The 15,281-nt window shown below is 69.8% G+C and carries 18 protein-coding genes; 11 read left to right on the forward strand and 7 right to left on the reverse strand.

Annotated features, from left to right (window positions below; translation table 11 throughout):
• Positions 1-46: 46 nt before the first annotated feature.
• Positions 47-1,528: a polysaccharide deacetylase family protein gene (locus CJZ86_RS05445; protein WP_094584948.1), complete on the forward strand. Its 1,482-nt coding sequence runs from the start codon at positions 47-49 to the stop codon at positions 1,526-1,528.
• Here CJZ86_RS05445 and CJZ86_RS05450 read toward each other — a convergent pair.
• Positions 1,511-2,230 (reverse strand): GAF domain-containing protein, encoded by a 720-nt coding sequence (locus CJZ86_RS05450; RefSeq protein ID WP_094584949.1) that lies wholly within the window; start codon positions 2,228-2,230, stop codon positions 1,511-1,513. The genes CJZ86_RS05445 and CJZ86_RS05450 overlap by 18 nt on opposite strands.
• Before the next feature lie 275 nt (positions 2,231-2,505).
• Here CJZ86_RS05450 and CJZ86_RS05455 point away from each other — a divergent pair, with 275 nt between their 5' ends.
• Entirely contained in the window at positions 2,506-4,347 is a 1,842-nt protein-coding gene (locus CJZ86_RS05455; RefSeq protein WP_233133861.1) for an ATP-binding protein, read from the forward strand.
• Between the two features lie 54 nt (positions 4,348-4,401).
• Here CJZ86_RS05455 and CJZ86_RS05460 read toward each other — a convergent pair whose 3' ends face one another.
• From CJZ86_RS05460 to CJZ86_RS05470, 4 genes are all read right to left on the reverse strand, one after another.
• Positions 4,402-5,223 (reverse strand): sulfite exporter TauE/SafE family protein, encoded by an 822-nt coding sequence (locus tag CJZ86_RS05460; RefSeq protein WP_094584951.1) that lies wholly within the window; start codon positions 5,221-5,223, stop codon positions 4,402-4,404.
• A complete protein-coding gene (locus tag CJZ86_RS05465; RefSeq protein ID WP_233133862.1) occupies positions 5,220-5,633 on the reverse strand; it encodes a thioredoxin family protein in 414 nt (137 codons plus the stop codon). The genes CJZ86_RS05460 and CJZ86_RS05465 overlap by 4 nt, the downstream gene beginning before the upstream one ends.
• A 139-nt stretch (positions 5,634-5,772) precedes the next feature.
• Entirely contained in the window at positions 5,773-5,922 is a 150-nt protein-coding gene (locus CJZ86_RS17090; RefSeq protein WP_190611553.1) for a hypothetical protein, read from the reverse strand.
• 44 nt (positions 5,923-5,966) lie between these two features.
• Entirely contained in the window at positions 5,967-7,304 is a 1,338-nt protein-coding gene (locus CJZ86_RS05470) for a cation:proton antiporter (protein ID WP_094584953.1), read from the reverse strand.
• Positions 7,305-7,427: 123 nt separating this feature from the next.
• On the opposite strand from CJZ86_RS05470, the gene CJZ86_RS16500 reads away from it, so the two are divergent.
• The 6 genes from CJZ86_RS16500 to CJZ86_RS05495 all read left to right on the forward strand — a co-directional run bounded on the left by CJZ86_RS16500 (position 7,428) and on the right by CJZ86_RS05495 (position 12,986).
• Complete coding sequence (locus tag CJZ86_RS16500; protein ID WP_143594043.1) at positions 7,428-7,634, forward strand: hypothetical protein; 207 nt, start codon at positions 7,428-7,430, stop codon at positions 7,632-7,634.
• A 12-nt stretch (positions 7,635-7,646) separates the two neighbouring features.
• The gene (locus CJZ86_RS05475; RefSeq protein WP_094584954.1) at positions 7,647-8,621 is read left to right on the forward strand and encodes an HAD family hydrolase; all 975 of its coding nucleotides are present in this window, start codon (positions 7,647-7,649) and stop codon (positions 8,619-8,621) included.
• A 65-nt stretch (positions 8,622-8,686) separates the two neighbouring features.
• Positions 8,687-9,154 (forward strand): hypothetical protein, encoded by a 468-nt coding sequence (locus tag CJZ86_RS05480; RefSeq protein ID WP_094584955.1) that lies wholly within the window; start codon positions 8,687-8,689, stop codon positions 9,152-9,154.
• Between the two features lie 11 nt (positions 9,155-9,165).
• Positions 9,166-10,008 (forward strand): hypothetical protein, encoded by an 843-nt coding sequence (locus CJZ86_RS05485; protein WP_094584956.1) that lies wholly within the window; start codon positions 9,166-9,168, stop codon positions 10,006-10,008.
• Positions 10,009-10,236: 228 nt separating this feature from the next.
• Positions 10,237-11,475, forward strand: coding sequence for an FAD-binding domain-containing protein (locus CJZ86_RS05490; RefSeq protein WP_094584957.1), 1,239 nt, complete (start codon positions 10,237-10,239; stop codon positions 11,473-11,475).
• Positions 11,472-12,986, forward strand: coding sequence for a cryptochrome/photolyase family protein (locus CJZ86_RS05495; RefSeq protein ID WP_094584958.1), 1,515 nt, complete (start codon positions 11,472-11,474; stop codon positions 12,984-12,986). The genes CJZ86_RS05490 and CJZ86_RS05495 overlap by 4 nt, the downstream gene beginning before the upstream one ends.
• Here CJZ86_RS05495 and CJZ86_RS05500 read toward each other — a convergent pair.
• Positions 12,983-13,408, reverse strand: a complete 426-nt coding sequence (locus tag CJZ86_RS05500; RefSeq protein ID WP_158219510.1) for a type II toxin-antitoxin system VapC family toxin — start codon at positions 13,406-13,408, stop codon at positions 12,983-12,985. The genes CJZ86_RS05495 and CJZ86_RS05500 overlap by 4 nt on opposite strands.
• A complete protein-coding gene (locus tag CJZ86_RS05505; protein WP_094584960.1) occupies positions 13,405-13,653 on the reverse strand; it encodes an AbrB/MazE/SpoVT family DNA-binding domain-containing protein in 249 nt (82 codons plus the stop codon). Before CJZ86_RS05505 ends, CJZ86_RS05500 begins: the two co-directional genes overlap by 4 nt.
• A gap of 175 nt (positions 13,654-13,828) precedes the next feature.
• Between CJZ86_RS05505 and CJZ86_RS05510 the strand changes: the two genes are divergently transcribed.
• The 3 genes from CJZ86_RS05510 (at position 13,829) to CJZ86_RS05520 (ending at position 15,256) form a co-directional block, all read left to right on the forward strand.
• The gene (locus CJZ86_RS05510; protein WP_094585072.1) at positions 13,829-14,506 is read left to right on the forward strand and encodes a peroxiredoxin-like family protein; all 678 of its coding nucleotides are present in this window, start codon (positions 13,829-13,831) and stop codon (positions 14,504-14,506) included.
• 64 nt (positions 14,507-14,570) lie between these two features.
• On the forward strand, positions 14,571-14,861 hold the full coding sequence (locus CJZ86_RS05515; protein WP_233133863.1) for a type II toxin-antitoxin system Phd/YefM family antitoxin: 291 nt from the start codon (positions 14,571-14,573) through the stop codon (positions 14,859-14,861).
• Complete coding sequence (locus CJZ86_RS05520; RefSeq protein WP_094584961.1) at positions 14,858-15,256, forward strand: type II toxin-antitoxin system VapC family toxin; 399 nt, start codon at positions 14,858-14,860, stop codon at positions 15,254-15,256. Before CJZ86_RS05515 ends, CJZ86_RS05520 begins: the two co-directional genes overlap by 4 nt.
• Positions 15,257-15,281 lie beyond the last annotated feature (25 nt).

Consider the following 15,281-nt stretch of genomic DNA (forward strand, 5'->3'; position numbering starts at 1 on the left):
ACTGACTGTCACGACCTGCCCAGCGCGCGGGCACCCCAGCAACGCCATGCCCACCCCCTCCCTGCCGCCGATCGCCGGCCGCGAAGCCGAGATCCTGGCCCTGGTGCAGCAGAGCGGGCCCGTGGCGCTGCCCCGCACCAACCTGCAGCTCGAGGCGATCACCTCGGCCTTCGCCTGTGCGCTGCACATGCACCAGCCCACGATCCCCGCCGGGGCGGACGGGGCGCTGATCTCGCACCTGCAGTACATGCTCGAGCACCCGGGCGAGGGCGACAACCACAACGCCGAACCCTTCGCCCACTGCTATCGGCGCCTGGCCGAGCTGATCCCCCAGCTGATCGCCGAGGGCGCGAACCCGCGGATCATGCTCGATTACTCCGGCAATCTGCTCTGGGGTTTCCAGCAGATGGGCCGCGACGACATTCTCGAAGCGCTCAGGTTCCTGGCCTGTGATCCCGCCGTCGTGCCCCATGTGGAGTGGCTCGGCACCTTCTGGAGCCATGCCGTCGCCCCCTCCACGCCGATCCCCGATCTGAAGCTGCAGATCCTGGCCTGGCAGCACCACTTCGCTGCCCTCTTCGGCGCCGAGGCCCTGCAGCGGGTGAAGGGCTTCTCGCCCCCGGAGATGCACCTGCCCAACCACCCCGACACCCTCTACGCCTTCGTGAGCGCCCTGCGGGACTGCGGCTACCGCTGGTTGCTGGTGCAGGAGCACAGCGTCGAGAATCCCGACGGCAGCGGCCTCAGCCGGGAACAGACACTCGTGCCGAATCGGCTGGTGGCCCGCAGCTCCAGCGGCGAGGAGGTGTCGATCACGGCGCTGATCAAGACCCAGGGCTCCGACACCAAGCTGGTGGGCCAGATGCAGCCCTGCTACGAGGCCCTGGGGCTGGGGCGGGTCCCCCTGGGCGACACGTCGGTGCCGGCGTTGGTGGCCCAGATCGCCGATGGCGAGAACGGCGGCGTGATGATGAACGAGTTCCCCCCCGCCTTCCTCCAGGCCCACCGGCGCCTCGCGGCCCAGGACGGCGGCGACGCCGGCACGGTGGCGATCAACGGCAGCGAATACCTCGAACTGCTCGAGGCCGCCGGGGTGGGCGAGGCGGCCTTCCCGGTGATCCAGGCGGTGGGGCAGCAGCGGCTGTGGCAGCGCGTCGGCGCCGCCCCCACCCCCCAGGCCGTGGAGACGGCTATCGCCGAACTGGCCGCCAGCGACTCCTCCTTCTCGATGGCCGGCGCCTCCTGGACCAACGACCTCAGCTGGGTGGAGGGCTACGCCAACGTGCTGGAGCCCATGAACCAGCTCAGCGCCCGCTTCCACCAGGTGTTCGATCCCCTGGTGGCCGAGGATCCCGCCGTGACCCGGAGCGCGCCCTACCAGGAGGCCCTGCTCCACCTGCTCCTGCTGGAAACCAGCTGCTTCCGCTACTGGGGCCAGGGCACCTGGACCGACTACGCCCGCGAGATCCACCGGCGCGGGGATGCGGCGATCGCCAGGGGCGCCTCAGCCCTAGTCTCCGTCGGCTGAAGCCCCTTCCGGGAGCGGAGCCACTTCGGGGAAGTACCTGGCCATGCAGGCATTGCAGACGCCGTGGGAGAACTCGACGTTGTCGTGGCTCTTGATGAAGGACTCCACGGTCTGCCAGTAGCCCTGGTCGTTGCGGATGCCCTTGCAGTAGGAGCAGATCGGGATCAGGGTTTCCATCACCTCGATGCGCTCCAGGGCGGCGGCCAGCTGGTCGGAGATCCGCTTCAGCTCCAGCTGCAGCACCACCTGGTGGGCCAGGGTCTCGAGGGCGCGGATCTGCAGGTCGCTGAGCTCACGGGGCCGTTGATCGATGACGCAGAGCGTGCCGATCTTGGCCCCGCCCGGTGTGCACAGGGGCACCCCCAGGTAGAAGACGATGTTGGGTTCGCTGCACACCAGCGGATTTTCCCGGAAGCGTTCGTCCCGGCGGGCATCCTTCACCACGAGGGTCTGGTCGCCGAGAATCGCGTGGGCGCAGAAGGACACATCCCGGCTGGTTTCGTTCACCGCCAGGCCCACCTTGGATTTGAACCACTGACGATCGGCATCCACCAGGCTGATCAGGGCGATCGGCACATCACACAACTGGGCAGCCAGGAAGGTGATGTCGTCGTACGACTGCTCGCTCGCCGTATCGAGGATGCGGTAATCGTTCAAGGCCTCCAGTCGGGCCGCCTCGCGGGGTGCCACGTTCGCGCGCATGGGGAGCCCCTTCCTCTGAGTAAACGTAGGCAAGGCCTTTCGGGGGCCCCACCGCGGTTCACATCTCCTCACCCCCTTCGCCCCTGGGCGCCGGGCTGCAGGCGAACGGGGGTGCCGACCGGGTAGACCAGGATTGTGCCGTGCGCTGAGGACTCCTGGCTGGTCCGTTCTCCCGTCTGTTCGGCCGCTTTACGTGGTCTGAACGCCTCAGCGGCGATCCCGCCCCCGGATGGAGCCGCCAGCGGATTCGCGGCGAGAGCGTGCTGCTGGCCGCCATGATCTTCGCCGTCGCGGGGGTGGCCCTCAGCGCCAACTACGTGAGCGCCACCCGACTGCTGCGCAACCAGCTGCGCGACAACCTGCACAGCCTGGTGAGCATCGCCGCCAGCGAGATGGATCCCACCCTCGTCGCCGCCATCACCCGGCCGGAGCAGACGGGAGATCCGGACTATCGCCGCGCCACCGCACCCCTGCTGCGGTTCCGCAGGCTCGTGCCTGACATCTATTACGCCTACGTCTTCATCGCCACGCCGGATGGGCTGCGCTACACGCTCGACAGCACCTACTACGTCCAGAACCCCGGGGCCCCCGCCAGTGCCGTCAGCGTCGGTGACCTCTACGTCGATCCCTCCGACGATGCGCTGCGCGCCGCCCGGAGCGGGGTGGTCACCGTCAGCACCAGGCCCTACACCGATCACTTCGGGTCCTTCATGAGCGGCTTCGCCCCCATCCGCGATAGCGACGGGGAGCTGGTGGGTTTCGTCGGGATCGACATCTCGCTGGCCCAGCTGCGACGCAAGGAGTTGCCCCTGCAGCTCACCTACCTGCTGGGTCTGGTCGGCAGTGCCGGCTTCTCGGTGCTGGCGGCCAACTTCCATCGCCGCTCCCTCAAGGCCCGTGCTCGCGCCTTCCAGGCCATGGCCTCCGCCGAACGGGCCAAGAGCACCTTTCTCGCCACCCTCAGCCACGAGATCCGCACCCCCCTCAACGGCGTCATCGGCATGACCGGTCTGGTGCTGGCCACGGAGCTCTCGCCGCAGCAGCGGGAGTGTCTCGACATCGTCCACAGCTCGGGGGAATCCCTGCTGACCCTGCTCAACGGCATCCTCGATTTCACCAAGATCGAGTCCGGCCATCTGGAGCTGGAGCTCGCCCCCTGCCGGCTGCGCCCCCTGCTGGAGGACACCATCGCCGCCTGCTCCAGCCTCGCCCGGGTCAAGGCGATCGACCTGGACCTGGTGATGCCCCCGGAGCTGCCCGAGGCCATCGTCACCGACGCCATCCGCCTGCGCCAGATCCTGCTCAACCTGATCGGCAACGCCATCAAGTTCACCGACGCCGGCCGCGTTGTGGTCTCAGTGGCGGCCGGGGTTCCGGCGGTGAAGGCGGTGGTTCCGGCGGCGAAGGCGGGGACGATCCCCCTCGAATTCGCCGTCGCCGACACCGGAATCGGCATCCCCGCCGACCAGCTGGATCGCCTGTTCCAGCCCTTCTCCCAGCTGGGCGCCACCGCCCATGCCCCCCAGGCCGGCACCGGTCTGGGGCTGGCCATCTGCCGGCAGCTCGTCGATGCCCTCGGCGGCACGATCGAAGTGGAGAGCACCCCCGGCCAGGGAAGCGTGTTCCGATTCCGCCTGCCCGTGCAGGTGGTGGATGCCGCTGCCGCCCCCGCTCCCGCCGCTGCCTCTGTCGCTGACCCGCCGCCGCTGCCGCCCGCCGACCCGTTCGCGGCGCGCCATCCCCTGCGCATCCTGCTGGTGGACGACAGCGCCGTGAACCGCCGGCTCTGCGAACTGATGCTGCGGCGTCTTGGCTACGAGCCCGATTCCGCCGTCGACGGCCAGGAGGCGCTGGAGCGCCAGCGGCTCCTCGATCCCGACCTGATCCTGATGGATGTGCAGATGCCCCGGCTCGATGGCCTCGAGGCCACCCGCCGAATCAGGGCCGCCACCGGCCAGGCGGATCGGCCCTGGATCGTGGCGCTCACCGCCTTCACCTCCGCCGAGGAGCGGGAGGCGGCGCTGCAGGCGGGCATGAACGCTGTGCTCGCCAAGCCGCTCAAGGCCGAGGCCCTCCTGGCCAGCCTGGTTGCCGCCCATGCCCATGGCCCAACGTGATCCCCAGGCCCACCCACTGAGGATCAGGGCAAGCACAGGCCTCGCTGTTGCCGCTCAGGTCCGCCAGGTCGTGATCAGCCCCTGGACGATGGTGTAGATCCCCGCCGCCAGCAGCACCAGGCTGCTCACCCGGGTGAGGGTGTCGGCGTGGTCGAGCAGTTGCCGGGAGGCGCTCATCAGGCCGACCCAGAGGCTGGAGGCGGCAATCACAGCGGTGTACCCCAGGGCATAGCTCACCATCGTCAGCACGGACAGCGCGGTGGAACCCGTGACGGCGGCTGCGGCAAGCACCGAGAACAGCACCGGACTGGCACAGGGGGAGCTCACCAGGGCAAAGCCCATCCCCACCAGGAATGGACCACCGGAAGCGGGCAGCTCGGGCAGGCGGGGCAGGGTCAGCGGCAGCCAGCCGCCCAGGTTCAGGCCCATCACCAGGATGATCAGCCCCACCACCAGATGGACCGGACCGCGATGGTCCACCACAATCGCTGAGGCGAACGAGGCGATCAGCCCGAAGAGGCTCAGCACCAGGACGGTGCCGGCCACGAACCCCCCCACCCTGCGGATGGCCTGGGGCCGGCTGATGGGCCCGAGAGTGCCGATGTAACTGAGGTTCAGCGGCAGCATGGCCAGCACGCAGGGCGAGACGCTCGCCAACACCCCGCCACTGAACGCGAACAGGGGAAGCAGAAGTCCTGGCCCGCCGGGCAGGGCCTCCAGCCGATCGGCGTAGGCCTGCGACGCTGACTGGATCGCCAGATCCAGCTGCATGCCGATCACGGGCAGCCAATGGGCCGCCAGGGCCCCCAGCAGGGCCAGCCCACCCAGGAGCACAAGAAAGGCCAGGCCTTTCCTGCGGACGGCAGAGCTGTTCATGGCTTGATCATCGACTGGGCTTTCTTGATCGCCGCGATGTAGGCGCGCTCATCCGTGCTGGCGCGGAATGTCTGCACCGTGGCGCCGGTGGCTGGGTTGATCACGGCCACCAGGGAGGTCTGGCTGCGGTTGGCCTCCAGGAACGGGCCAAGTCCGAGGGCACGGGCGGTCTCGCGCGATTTCTTCAGCTGGCTGGCATTGGAGACATCGAATTTCAGGAACGTGGCCTTGCCGGCCTTCTGTTGTCGAAGGGAGCTCAGGGTTGGGCCGATCGTCTGGCACTTGGAGCACCAGCTGGCATAGATGTCGACCACCACGGGTTTGCCCTGCAGGGAGGGGGCGAGGGCACCAGCCCGTGCCTGGGCGACCCGTTCGGTGACAACCGTGGCGGATGGCCAGGTGCCGGTCACAGAGGAACCAGGCAGGGCAAAGGGATGGGTTCCCCCGAGCGTGAGAGCCAGAGCGGTGAGGGGAGCAGTGATCGGATGTGGCATGGGGGCCCCGAGGGTGACAGCCTTCAGTACCGCCGCAGGCGCCAACCGGATGTCCTCAGGGCAGGGTGAACCCGGACGTGTTCAGGTGCTTGAGATCCAGCATCACCACCGTGACCCAGACCAGCACGGCCAGGCCGACGAGGGAGCCGATCACCATCAGCAGGCCGATGATCACCGACCGGGGGGTATCGCTGGCGTTCGGCACGGGCAGGGGGCGAGCTCTCGCCACTGTCCCACGGCCCGGCGGCCTCAGACGGTCGCCTCGGCCCCTTCAGCGCCATTGGCCAGCACCAGCCGCAGCAGCACCGGCGCCAGGAAGGTGGTGCCCATCACCATCAGCAGGATCGCCGCCTCCAGGGACGGCCCCAGCACCCCGGTCTGGGTGCCCAGGCCCAGGAAGATCAGGCCCACCTCGCCCCGGGGCATCATCCCCAGCCCCACCGCCAGCCGGTTGGTGGGCCCGCTGCTGAGGTAGCTCCAGCCGGCCGCCACCTTGCTGACCACGGCGGCCGCTAGCAGGAAGCCGGCCATCACCAGACCCTCGTGGTTGGCCGCATCGAAGGGGTTGAGCACCGACAGGTCCATGCCGCTGCCAATCAGCACGAAGAACACGGTGGCGAACAGGGCCACCAGCGGCTTCACCGCCTCCTCGATCGCGTGCCGGTGCCGCGAGCCGCTGAGGATCAGGCCACCGGCGAAGGCCCCCAGGGCCGCCTCCAGCCCGAAGGCCTGGGCCGCGAAGCAGGCCAGCGACATCACCAGGAAGGCCGCCACCACCACCTCGCCCGGGGCCTTGAGGCGATCGAGCAGCCAGTCGAAGGGGGGCGCGGCGGTGCGGCTGAGGAACAGGGCCACCACCACGAACACCGCGGCCGCGGCGACCAGCTTCAGGATCGGGCCGAGGCTGAAGCCTTCGCCGCCGGCCAGGGCCACCACCACGGCCAGGATCACGATGCCGAGGATGTCATCGAGCACGGCGGCGCCGATCACCGTCTGCCCCTCCCGGGTGCGCAGGAACTTCAGCTCCCCCAGCACGCTGGCGGTGATGCCGATGCTGGTGGCGGTCATGGCGGCACCGGCGAAGATCGCCGGCAGCAGGGGCACGCCGAACAGGAACTGCAGGCCGAAGGTGCCCAGGGCGAAGGGCAGCACCACCCCGGTGAGCGCCACCGTGATCGCCTGGCCCCCCACCGCCATCAGCTCGTCGAGTTCGCTCTCCAGGCCGGTGAGGAACAGCAGGGCCAGCAGGCCGATCTTGGCCACCGCCTGCAGGTTGGTGAAACCGTGGTCGTAGATCTCCTGCACCTGGTCGGGGCCCACGTGGGAGAGGGCGGCGATGGTGCCCTCGGCGAGGGCGTTGAGCTGGCCGCCCAGCTCCGGCGCCAGGATCAGGTGCAGCCCCGAAACGCCGATCAGCACCCCCGCCACCAGCTCGCCGAGGATGGCCGGCAGGCGGAACCGCACCATCAGCTCCGCCAGGGCCCGGGCGGCGAACAGGATCACGATGAAGCGCCCCACCTCGATCAGGGTCTCGGCCGCCTCGATCTGGTGGCCCCCGGTCGCGAGCAGCAGGGAGGACATGTCCATGGCGGGCTGGCTGGGGCGATGCCGAAATCCTTTCATCCCTCCGCAGGCCGTGGGCCCGGGATCAGCGGACCGGGATCACGGGCCTGGATACTGAAGGGCCAGCCGTCTCCGCCGCCCGCCTCGATGGCCAGGTTCAACCGCTCGCGGCGCCAGCGCCCCGTCAGGGGACGGCTCCGGCCCGGCGCGGTTCCACCGGAGGGCAGACCGCCGGTCTCCCTGGGGGTGGTGGTCGCCATCGGCCTGCTGCTGGCTGGCGTGCCGCTGCTGCTCTTCAACCAGCAGCACTCCGGCGATCAGCTGAAGATCCGCCGCGAACTTCGCAAGTTCTGAGCCCAACGCCCCGTGACCCTCTCCCGCAGCCGCCGCTGGTTCCTGCTCCTGCTGGGGGGCCTGCTCGCCACCACCCTGCTGGCCGCCATGGCGGGCTGGGCGGGCACCACCGCCCGCCCGGCCGATCCGCTGCCCTCCTGGAATCCGGGGGCGGCCCGCGACGGCATCGTCCGCTTCGTCCGCCAGACCACGGACCCCGCCAGCCCCGGCTTCGTGCCCCCTGCCGAGCGCATCGCCACCTTCGACCAGGACGGCACCCTGTGGGTGGAGCAGCCGGTCTACCCGCAGGTGCGCTTCATCCTGGAGAAGGTGCCCGGGGCGGTGACCACCCGCCAGGAGCTGGAGCGGCTGGCCGCCACGGCCCTCAGCGGCATGCCCCTGGACACCTTCAAGGCCGATGTGCGCCAGTGGCTGGCTACGGCCCGCCACCCCCGCTGGCAGCGCCCCTACACCGCGCTCACCTACCAGCCGATGCAGGAGCTGCTCCGCTACCTGCGCGCCAATGGCTACAAGACCTACATCGTCACCGGCGGCGGCCAGGACTTCGTGCGCGTCTATGCGGAGGAGGTGTATGGCATCCCGCCGGAGCAGGTGATCGGCAGTGCCGGCGCCACCCGCTACGGCTACGACAGCTCGGGCCGGCCCTTCCTGACCAAGGAGCCACGGCTGCTGCTCAATGACAACGACGCCGGCAAGCCCGAAGGCATCCAGCTGATGATCGGCCGGCGGCCCATCGCCGCCTTCGGCAACTCCACCGGCGACCGGCAGATGCTGGAGTACACCAAGGCCGGCGACGGCGCGCGCCTGGCGATGCTGGTGTTGCACGATGACGCCCGCCGCGAGTATGCCTACGGTCCGGCCCTGGGGCTGCCGGACACCAAGGTGGGGCCGTTCACCCAGGGCCTCCATGACGAGGCGGGACGGCAGGGGTGGATCGTGATCAGCATGAAGAACGACTGGAAGCGGATCTTTTCCTTCGAGCGTTGACGGGCGAACCTTGATGGCCGAGATCCCCACTGCGCTCTAGGGTCGAAGTCAGTCGATCCGCCGCCATGAAAGTCCTGGCCGTTTCCCTGCTCAGCGCCTCGCTCGCCCTCGGTGCCGGCTCCGCCGCCCAGGCCCAGCAGCGCTGCACTTTCCTGCAGCCGATCGGTGGCGATGGCACCTCCCCGATCGTTTCCAAGCGGGTCGGGGCTGCCAAGCTGCTTGGCAAGGAGAACTGGAACACCGACTTCATCGTCAACCAGCCCTACAGCAGCTTCAAGTTCTTCTTCACGGCCAACTCCTCCGACGCCAACGCCAAGTACCCGGTGAGTGGCTTCATGAAGTTCAGCGATGGCAGCAATCTGCAGGTGATCAACGAGGTCATGAACCCGCCGATCGGCACCGGTCGCATGTTCGGTCCCTTCCCTGCCATTCCGGGCAAGCAGGCCAGCCAGATGAACTTCAAGGTGGGAGCCAGCAGCGACCCCGGCGCCCTGGGCTTCAGCTACCGGATCTCGGTCCAGGGCTGCCTGTAGGTCCCATTCCGATGCTGCTCCCCCTGCTGCTGGCCCTCTCACCGGCTCCCGGCCCGGTGATCACCAACGGGCCTGTGGTGGCCGTGCTGGAGAACCGTCGCCAGCCCAAGCCGGATGGCATGGATGAGGTCCAGCCGGTGGCCACCGTCCGGGTGGAGGGGAAGGTGGTCGGTCAGCTGATGGGGGCCCTGCGGATCGGCCCCGGCAGCATCGATTCGGTGCTGCAGGTGGTGGAGATGGATCCCTCCAATCCCTACCCGGAGGTGCTGCTCTCCTCGTTCACGGGCGGCGCCCACTGCTGCAACGACACCCGCGTGCTCACCAGCAGCCCCGATGGCCGCCGCTGGTTTGAGGTGCGCCGCGACCCGGTCAACGGTGGGCCCAACGGCGCCAGCGACCCGCTCGGCAACGGCCGCTACCTGCTGGTGGACGTGGACAACCGCTTTCTCTACCAGTTCGCCAGCTACGCCGGCAGCAGCGCCCCCAGCCAGATCTGGCAGCTGAACGGACCCCGCTTCGTCGACATCAGCCATCGCCCCCAGGTGCTGCCGTTGCACCGGCGCCGGCTGCAGGAGATGGAGAGTTGGTTCAAGCAGCCGGCCGATCAACGCACCGAGGCCAATGGTTTCCTGGCCGCCTGGGTGGCCACCAAGGCGCTGGTGGGGGAATTCGACAGCGGCTGGAAACGGATGCTGGGCCTCTACGACCGCAGCTCCGACTGGGGGCTGACCTCCTGCGAGGCCGGCTACAACGACAAGGGGGAGTGCCGGCAACCGGAACGGCGCTATGCCAGTTACCCCGAGGCGCTGCGGGCCTTCCTGCGCCGCACCGGTTACCTGCCGGCGGCGCCCTGACTCAGCCCAGGAAGGTCATGGTCAGGCTCACCAGGGCCAGGCCGGTGAGGCCGGTGGCGGTCAGCAGTCCGATGGATCGGTGCACGGGCGTCTCCCTCATGGGCAGAAATCTAGAGCAATCCTTAAGACGCGCAATCGCTCCGTCCTGGCTCGCAGCAATCCGTCATGGAACCGAGCCTCGCGGTGGCTCCCCCGCCCCTGCCAGGCTGACCGTCCCGGCGACGCACCATGGCGGGCGGCCCCACCATCGCCCTGGCCCTGGAGGGCCAGCTGCGCCTCGATGACCAGCCCGCCCTGCACAGGGCCTTGGCGCTGGCGCGCCAGCGCGGCGGGCGCCTGCTGGTGCTGGCCTGCCGGCCGCAAGCCCAGCGGCTGAGGGGCCCCCACCAGCGGCGCCTGGAGGCCCAGGCCCTCGCCGCACTGCACGCCCGCCTGGCGGCGGCGGGGATCCCCCTGCTGGCCTTTCCGCAGCACACCACCGCGGCCGCCCTCGCCGAGCTCCGTCCCCTGGTGCAACCCGAAGCGGTGCTGCAGGCGGAGGAGAGCCGCCTGTTCGACACCTGGCCGGTGGCGGCCGAGCGTTTTCCCTTGGTGTTCAGCCCGTTCCGGCGCGGCCTCGAGCGCGACCCGGAACCGCCACTGCCCCCACCGGATCTCGCCGGGCTAGGGAACGCCTGGGACGAGCTCCCCCGGTCCTGGCTGGCCCCGCCGGTGGCGCCCGGGGCCGGGAGCGATGACCGCAGCGCCTTCCCCTTCCCCGGTGATGAACCCACGGCCCTGGCCCGGTTGCAGCACTACCTGTTCGGCTCCAGCGGGCTGCGCGATTACAAGGCCACCCGCAATGGGCTGGTGGGGACGGAGTTCTCCGCCAAGTTTTCCCCCTTCCTGGGGGTGGGCGCCCTCTCGGTGCGGCGGATCTGGCAGGAGGTGCTGCGCTACCAGGCGCTCCACGGCGCCGATGAAGGCTCGGAATGGATGAAGCAGGAACTGCTCTGGCGGGAGTTCTTCCTCTGGTCGGAGCAGAAGCACGGCGCTGCCTTCCACGCCCCCGGCGGCCTTCAGCAGCGCCCGCCGGACTGGGTGGAAGACCGGGAGCGCTTCGTCCGCTGGACCCGTGGCGACGCCGGCCATCCCCTGGTCGACGCCCAGCTGAGCGAACTGCTGGCCACCGGCTACCTCTCCAACCGCGGCCGCCAGTGGGTGGCCTCCCACTTCGTCAACGAGCTGCGGCTGCCCTGGATCTGGGGCGCCCGCTTCTTCGAGTGGGCCCTGATCGATGCCCACCCGGCCCTGAACACGGGCAACTGGGCCTACCTGGCCGGCGTCGGCTCCGACCCGCGCAGCTTCGGCGGCGCCCCCCGCCGCTTCGACCTGGAGCGCCAGGTGGGCCTTTACGACCCTGAGCGGCAGCACCTTCGCCTCTGGGGCCGATCGTCCCTGGAGCCGGCCGCACCAGCGTTGCCATGACCCTGACCCTGATCCTCGGCGACCAGCTCCATCCCGACTGGCTGAGCCCCTCCCCCCTGCAGCTTGCCCCCGGCCAGCGGGTGCTGATGATCGAGGACCTGGCCGTGGCCTCCACCTGGCGCTACCACCGTCTGCGGCTGCTGCACACCTTCGTGGCCATGCGCAGCTTCCGCGATGCGCTGGTCGCCCGCGGGGTGTTGGTGAGCTATTTCGAGCTGCCTTCCTCCCAGGAGATGCCGTTCTGGCAGCGGCTGGCGGCTGAGCTGGAGGGCGACCCCGCCAGCCGCGAGCTCCGTGTGGCCGAGGTGGCCGACCGCGGCTTCGAGTCGCGGCTGCAGCGCTTCTGCGCCGAGCAGGGCGTGCGGCTCAGCGTGCTGCCCTCACCGGCGTTCCTGGAATCGGTGGCCGAGAGCCGCAGCTGGTTCGAGGGCCGCCGCCGCCCGTTCATGAAGACCTTCTACGAGCGCCAGCGCCGCCGCCTCGGCCTGCTGCTGGAGCCCGATGGCAGCCCCACCGGCGGCCGCTGGAGCTTCGATGTGGAGAACCGCCGCAAGCTGCCTAAGGGTTACGTGGAGCCCACCCTGCTGGCGGTGCCGGTCAGCCCCCACGAGCCGGCGGTGCGGGCCCTGATCAGCCGCCATTTCCAGGACCACCCCGGCGCGCTGGGGCCCCTGTGGATCCCCTTCGATCAGGCCGGGGCCGAGGCCTGGTTGCAGCGCTTCCTGGCGGAGCGGCTCGACGGGTTCGGGCCGTATGAGGACGCCCTCAGCCAGCGGCACGCCACCCTGCACCACTCCCTGCTCTCGCCCCTGCTCAACATCGGGCTGCTCACCCCGGCGGCGGTGATCGCCGCCACCCTGGAGCACGCCCGGCGCCGCCAGGAGAGCGGCCAGCCGGTGCCGATTGCCTCGCTGGAGGGGTTCCTGCGCCAGGTGATCGGCTGGCGCGAGTTCGTGCGCGGCATCGACCGGGTGCATGGCGAGCGCCAGGCCGCCGCCAACTTCTGGAACCACCACCGCCGCCTTGCCCCCTGCTGGGACGACGGCAGCAGTGGCCTGCCGCCCCTGGATGCGGCGATCGAGCGGGTGAACCGCCTGGGCTACAACCACCACATCGAGCGGCTGATGGTGATCAGCAACCTGATGCTGCTGTGTGAGATCCACCCCGGCGAGGTGCACCGCTGGTTCATGGAGCGCTACCTGGATTCCTACGAGTGGGTGATGGGCCCGAACGTCCACGGCATGGGCCAGATGAGCGACGGCGGCCTGTTCGCCACCAAGCCCTACATCGGCGGCTCCAACTACATCCTCAAGATGGGCGACTACAAAAAGGGCCCCTGGTGCGAGATCTGGGACGGCCTTTACTGGCGCTTCATCGATCGCCACCGGGCCTTCTTCCAGGCCAACCCCCGCCTCTCGATGATGGTGAAACTGCTGGAGAAGATGGACCCCAAGCGGCGCGAGGCCCTGGAGGCCGCCGCCGAGGGGTTCCTGGCGCGGGCCACCCGCTAAGGGGCCTTGGGAACGACGACGCGGGGCGCCAGGTTGAGGTGGCGGATGCGCTGGGCGAAGCCGCGGTCGTCGAAAGAGGCGAGCGTGTCGCAGCCACGGCAGCTGGCGTGGTGCAGGGCATCGGCGAAGTCGAGCCCGGCGCGCAGCCCGGCGACGGCCTGCTCGAGGGCCGGGCGATCTTCCGCGTTCAGGCCAGGGTGGGCCAGCAGGTGATCGAACACCAGCAGCACCTGCTCGGCCCGGAAGCCGTAGTAGCCCCGCAGCACCCACTCCAGCTCCAGGGCCACGGTCTTGGGCAGGAACAGGGCCTGCCCCGATTCGATCAGCTGCCGGGCCGCCTGGCGCTGGCATTCGGTCGCGGCATCGGCCCCGTCCTCTGCGACGAAGTAGCGGGCCAGCACGTTGGTGTCGAGGCCGATCACGGCGTCAGCAGGCTGGCGGGGTCGAAGTCCGCCGGCACCGGCGGACGGGGGCTCCTGAGCAGGCCGAAGCCACTGGCCGGCAGTGGCTGCTCTGGCTTGCAGGAGCGCACTTCGATGTGATCGCCCACCAGCTGGAAACTGACCCGACCGCCCCGGGCCAGGCCGAGCTGCTGCCGCAGGGCCTTGGGGATGGTGACCTGTCCCTTGCTGGTGATCGAGCTGGTGGCGGCGTCTTCGGCTGGCATCGTCACCGCCTCCTTAAGCTGGGTCTTACCTGGTAAGGATACGTCGATCAGCGCCGATGGATGAGCATGGTCGCGCCCTGACCCACCCCTGCCCGTGACCGCCTCCGCCGCCGCCGCTGCCACCCGGCCGCCCGCCCCCGCCCTGCTGCTGGAGCGCCTGGCGGCGGTGGAGGGCATGGGGCCCGGCCGGCGGCGGCTGGTGGTGCTGCTCAGCCAGCTGGGCGACTTCGACAGCCTCGAGTACGCCCAGGCGCTGGCACCGGTGCTGCCGAAGCTGGAGGCCGCCGGCATCGCCGTGCTGGCGATCGGCATCGGCGACGCGGCCGGCCGCGAGCGCTTCTGCGCTTTCACCGGCTTCCCGCCCGATTGGCTGCTGGTGGACGCCGAACCCCATCTGCACCGCGACCTGGGGCTCTACGAGGGGCTGAAGCAGGCCGGCGGGCCCTGGCCCAACCTGCTGCTGATGTGCGCCGGCCTCGGTTCCCCCGGCACCCTGGCCGAGGTGCTGCGCGGCTACACCGGCGATCGCAGCGCCCCCCAGCGCATCGCCGACGACGAGACCATCCTGGCGGGCCCGCTGCCGCCGATCAAAGGGTCGTTCTTCGCACGGGCCGGCGGCCGCGGCTTCCAGCGCCCCTTCGAGCTGGCCACCGTGCGGCTGCGCAACATGGCCGAGGTGCTGGGCCATTGGCGCACCTACGTCCCCCGCGACGACTTCCTCACCCAGCGCGGCGGCACCTACCTGCTGGAGGTCGACGACACGCTGCTCTACAGCCACCGCGACCGGGGCATCCTCGGCTTCTCGGCCACCATGGCCCGGCCGCTGAGTTTCCTGGATCCGTATCTGGGCTGAGGGGGGCGCCGCAGGCAGAGACTTAGTCCATGACTAAGCTAAGCAAGAGTCCCGACCCGGCCCTGTGGAACGTCCAGCACCGGCACCCCGTCTGGTGAATGTGCACCAGGCCAAAACCCAGCTCTCGCGGTTGATCGATGACGCCCACGCCGGGGAGACCATCGTGCTGGCCAAGGCCGGCAAGCCCTGGGCACGGTTGATGCCCCTGGAGGCACCGGCTCCCCAGCGGCTCCCCGGTCGCCTGCGCCACCTGGGTCCCCTCAGCCGGCCCGACGCCCTGCTGGAGCCCATGGCGCCCGATCAGCTCGCCGACTGGGAAGCCAGCCCCCTGGTTCCGGCGTCAGCCCTGCCGTGACCTGCACCTCCGCCTACCTGCTCGACAGCCATGCCCTGTTGTGGTGGTGGTTCGATCCGGAGCGGCTTTCGGGTGCCGTCCTGGACCTTCTGGTGGATCCCACCAGCCGGATCCTGGTGAGTGCTGCATCGGTCTGGGAACTCAGCCTCAAGCACCATCAGGGCAAGCTGCCCGAGCTGGCTACAGCCATTGCTGATCTTCCTGGCCTGCTACAGGCCGATGGCTTCCTCCCCCTGCCGATCTCGCTGGCCCATGGCCTCAGGGCAGGCGGCTACAGCCAGCCCCACCGCGATCCCCTTGATCGGATGCTGGCGGCCCAGGCCGAGCTGGAGCGGCTGGTGCTGCTCACCGCTGATCCGCAGCTTTCCGCCTTTCCCTGTCAGACGTTCTGGTGAGAAGCGGGGCCGGCCAGAAGAGGCC

The organism is Synechococcus sp. BO 8801 (assembly GCF_002252675.1).
In the GTDB taxonomy this organism is placed as follows: Bacteria; Cyanobacteriota; Cyanobacteriia; order PCC-6307; family Cyanobiaceae; genus Cyanobium.

What these genes read in the sequence shown, in the direction of transcription:
- CJZ86_RS05455 (WP_233133861.1), top strand. Translation starts at nt 2,506, where the DNA reads ATGATCTTCGCCGTCGCGGGGGTGGCCCTCAGCGCCAACTACGTGAGC.
- CJZ86_RS16500 (WP_143594043.1), top strand. Translation starts at nt 7,428, where the DNA reads ATGGCCAGGTTCAACCGCTCGCGGCGCCAGCGCCCCGTCAGGGGACGG.
- CJZ86_RS05510 (WP_094585072.1), top strand. Translation starts at nt 13,829, where the DNA reads ATGGGGCCCGGCCGGCGGCGGCTGGTGGTGCTGCTCAGCCAGCTGGGC.
- CJZ86_RS05470 (WP_094584953.1), bottom strand. Translation starts at nt 7,304, where the DNA reads ATGGACATGTCCTCCCTGCTGCTCGCGACCGGGGGCCACCAGATCGAG.
- CJZ86_RS05495 (WP_094584958.1), top strand. Translation starts at nt 11,472, where the DNA reads ATGACCCTGACCCTGATCCTCGGCGACCAGCTCCATCCCGACTGGCTG.
- CJZ86_RS05460 (WP_094584951.1), bottom strand. Translation starts at nt 5,223, where the DNA reads ATGAACAGCTCTGCCGTCCGCAGGAAAGGCCTGGCCTTTCTTGTGCTC.
- CJZ86_RS05490 (WP_094584957.1), top strand. Translation starts at nt 10,237, where the DNA reads ATGGCGGGCGGCCCCACCATCGCCCTGGCCCTGGAGGGCCAGCTGCGC.
- CJZ86_RS05505 (WP_094584960.1), bottom strand. Translation starts at nt 13,653, where the DNA reads ATGCCAGCCGAAGACGCCGCCACCAGCTCGATCACCAGCAAGGGACAG.
- CJZ86_RS05485 (WP_094584956.1), top strand. Translation starts at nt 9,166, where the DNA reads ATGCTGCTCCCCCTGCTGCTGGCCCTCTCACCGGCTCCCGGCCCGGTG.
- CJZ86_RS05445 (WP_094584948.1), top strand. Translation starts at nt 47, where the DNA reads ATGCCCACCCCCTCCCTGCCGCCGATCGCCGGCCGCGAAGCCGAGATC.
- CJZ86_RS05450 (WP_094584949.1), bottom strand. Translation starts at nt 2,230, where the DNA reads ATGCGCGCGAACGTGGCACCCCGCGAGGCGGCCCGACTGGAGGCCTTG.
- CJZ86_RS05480 (WP_094584955.1), top strand. Translation starts at nt 8,687, where the DNA reads ATGAAAGTCCTGGCCGTTTCCCTGCTCAGCGCCTCGCTCGCCCTCGGT.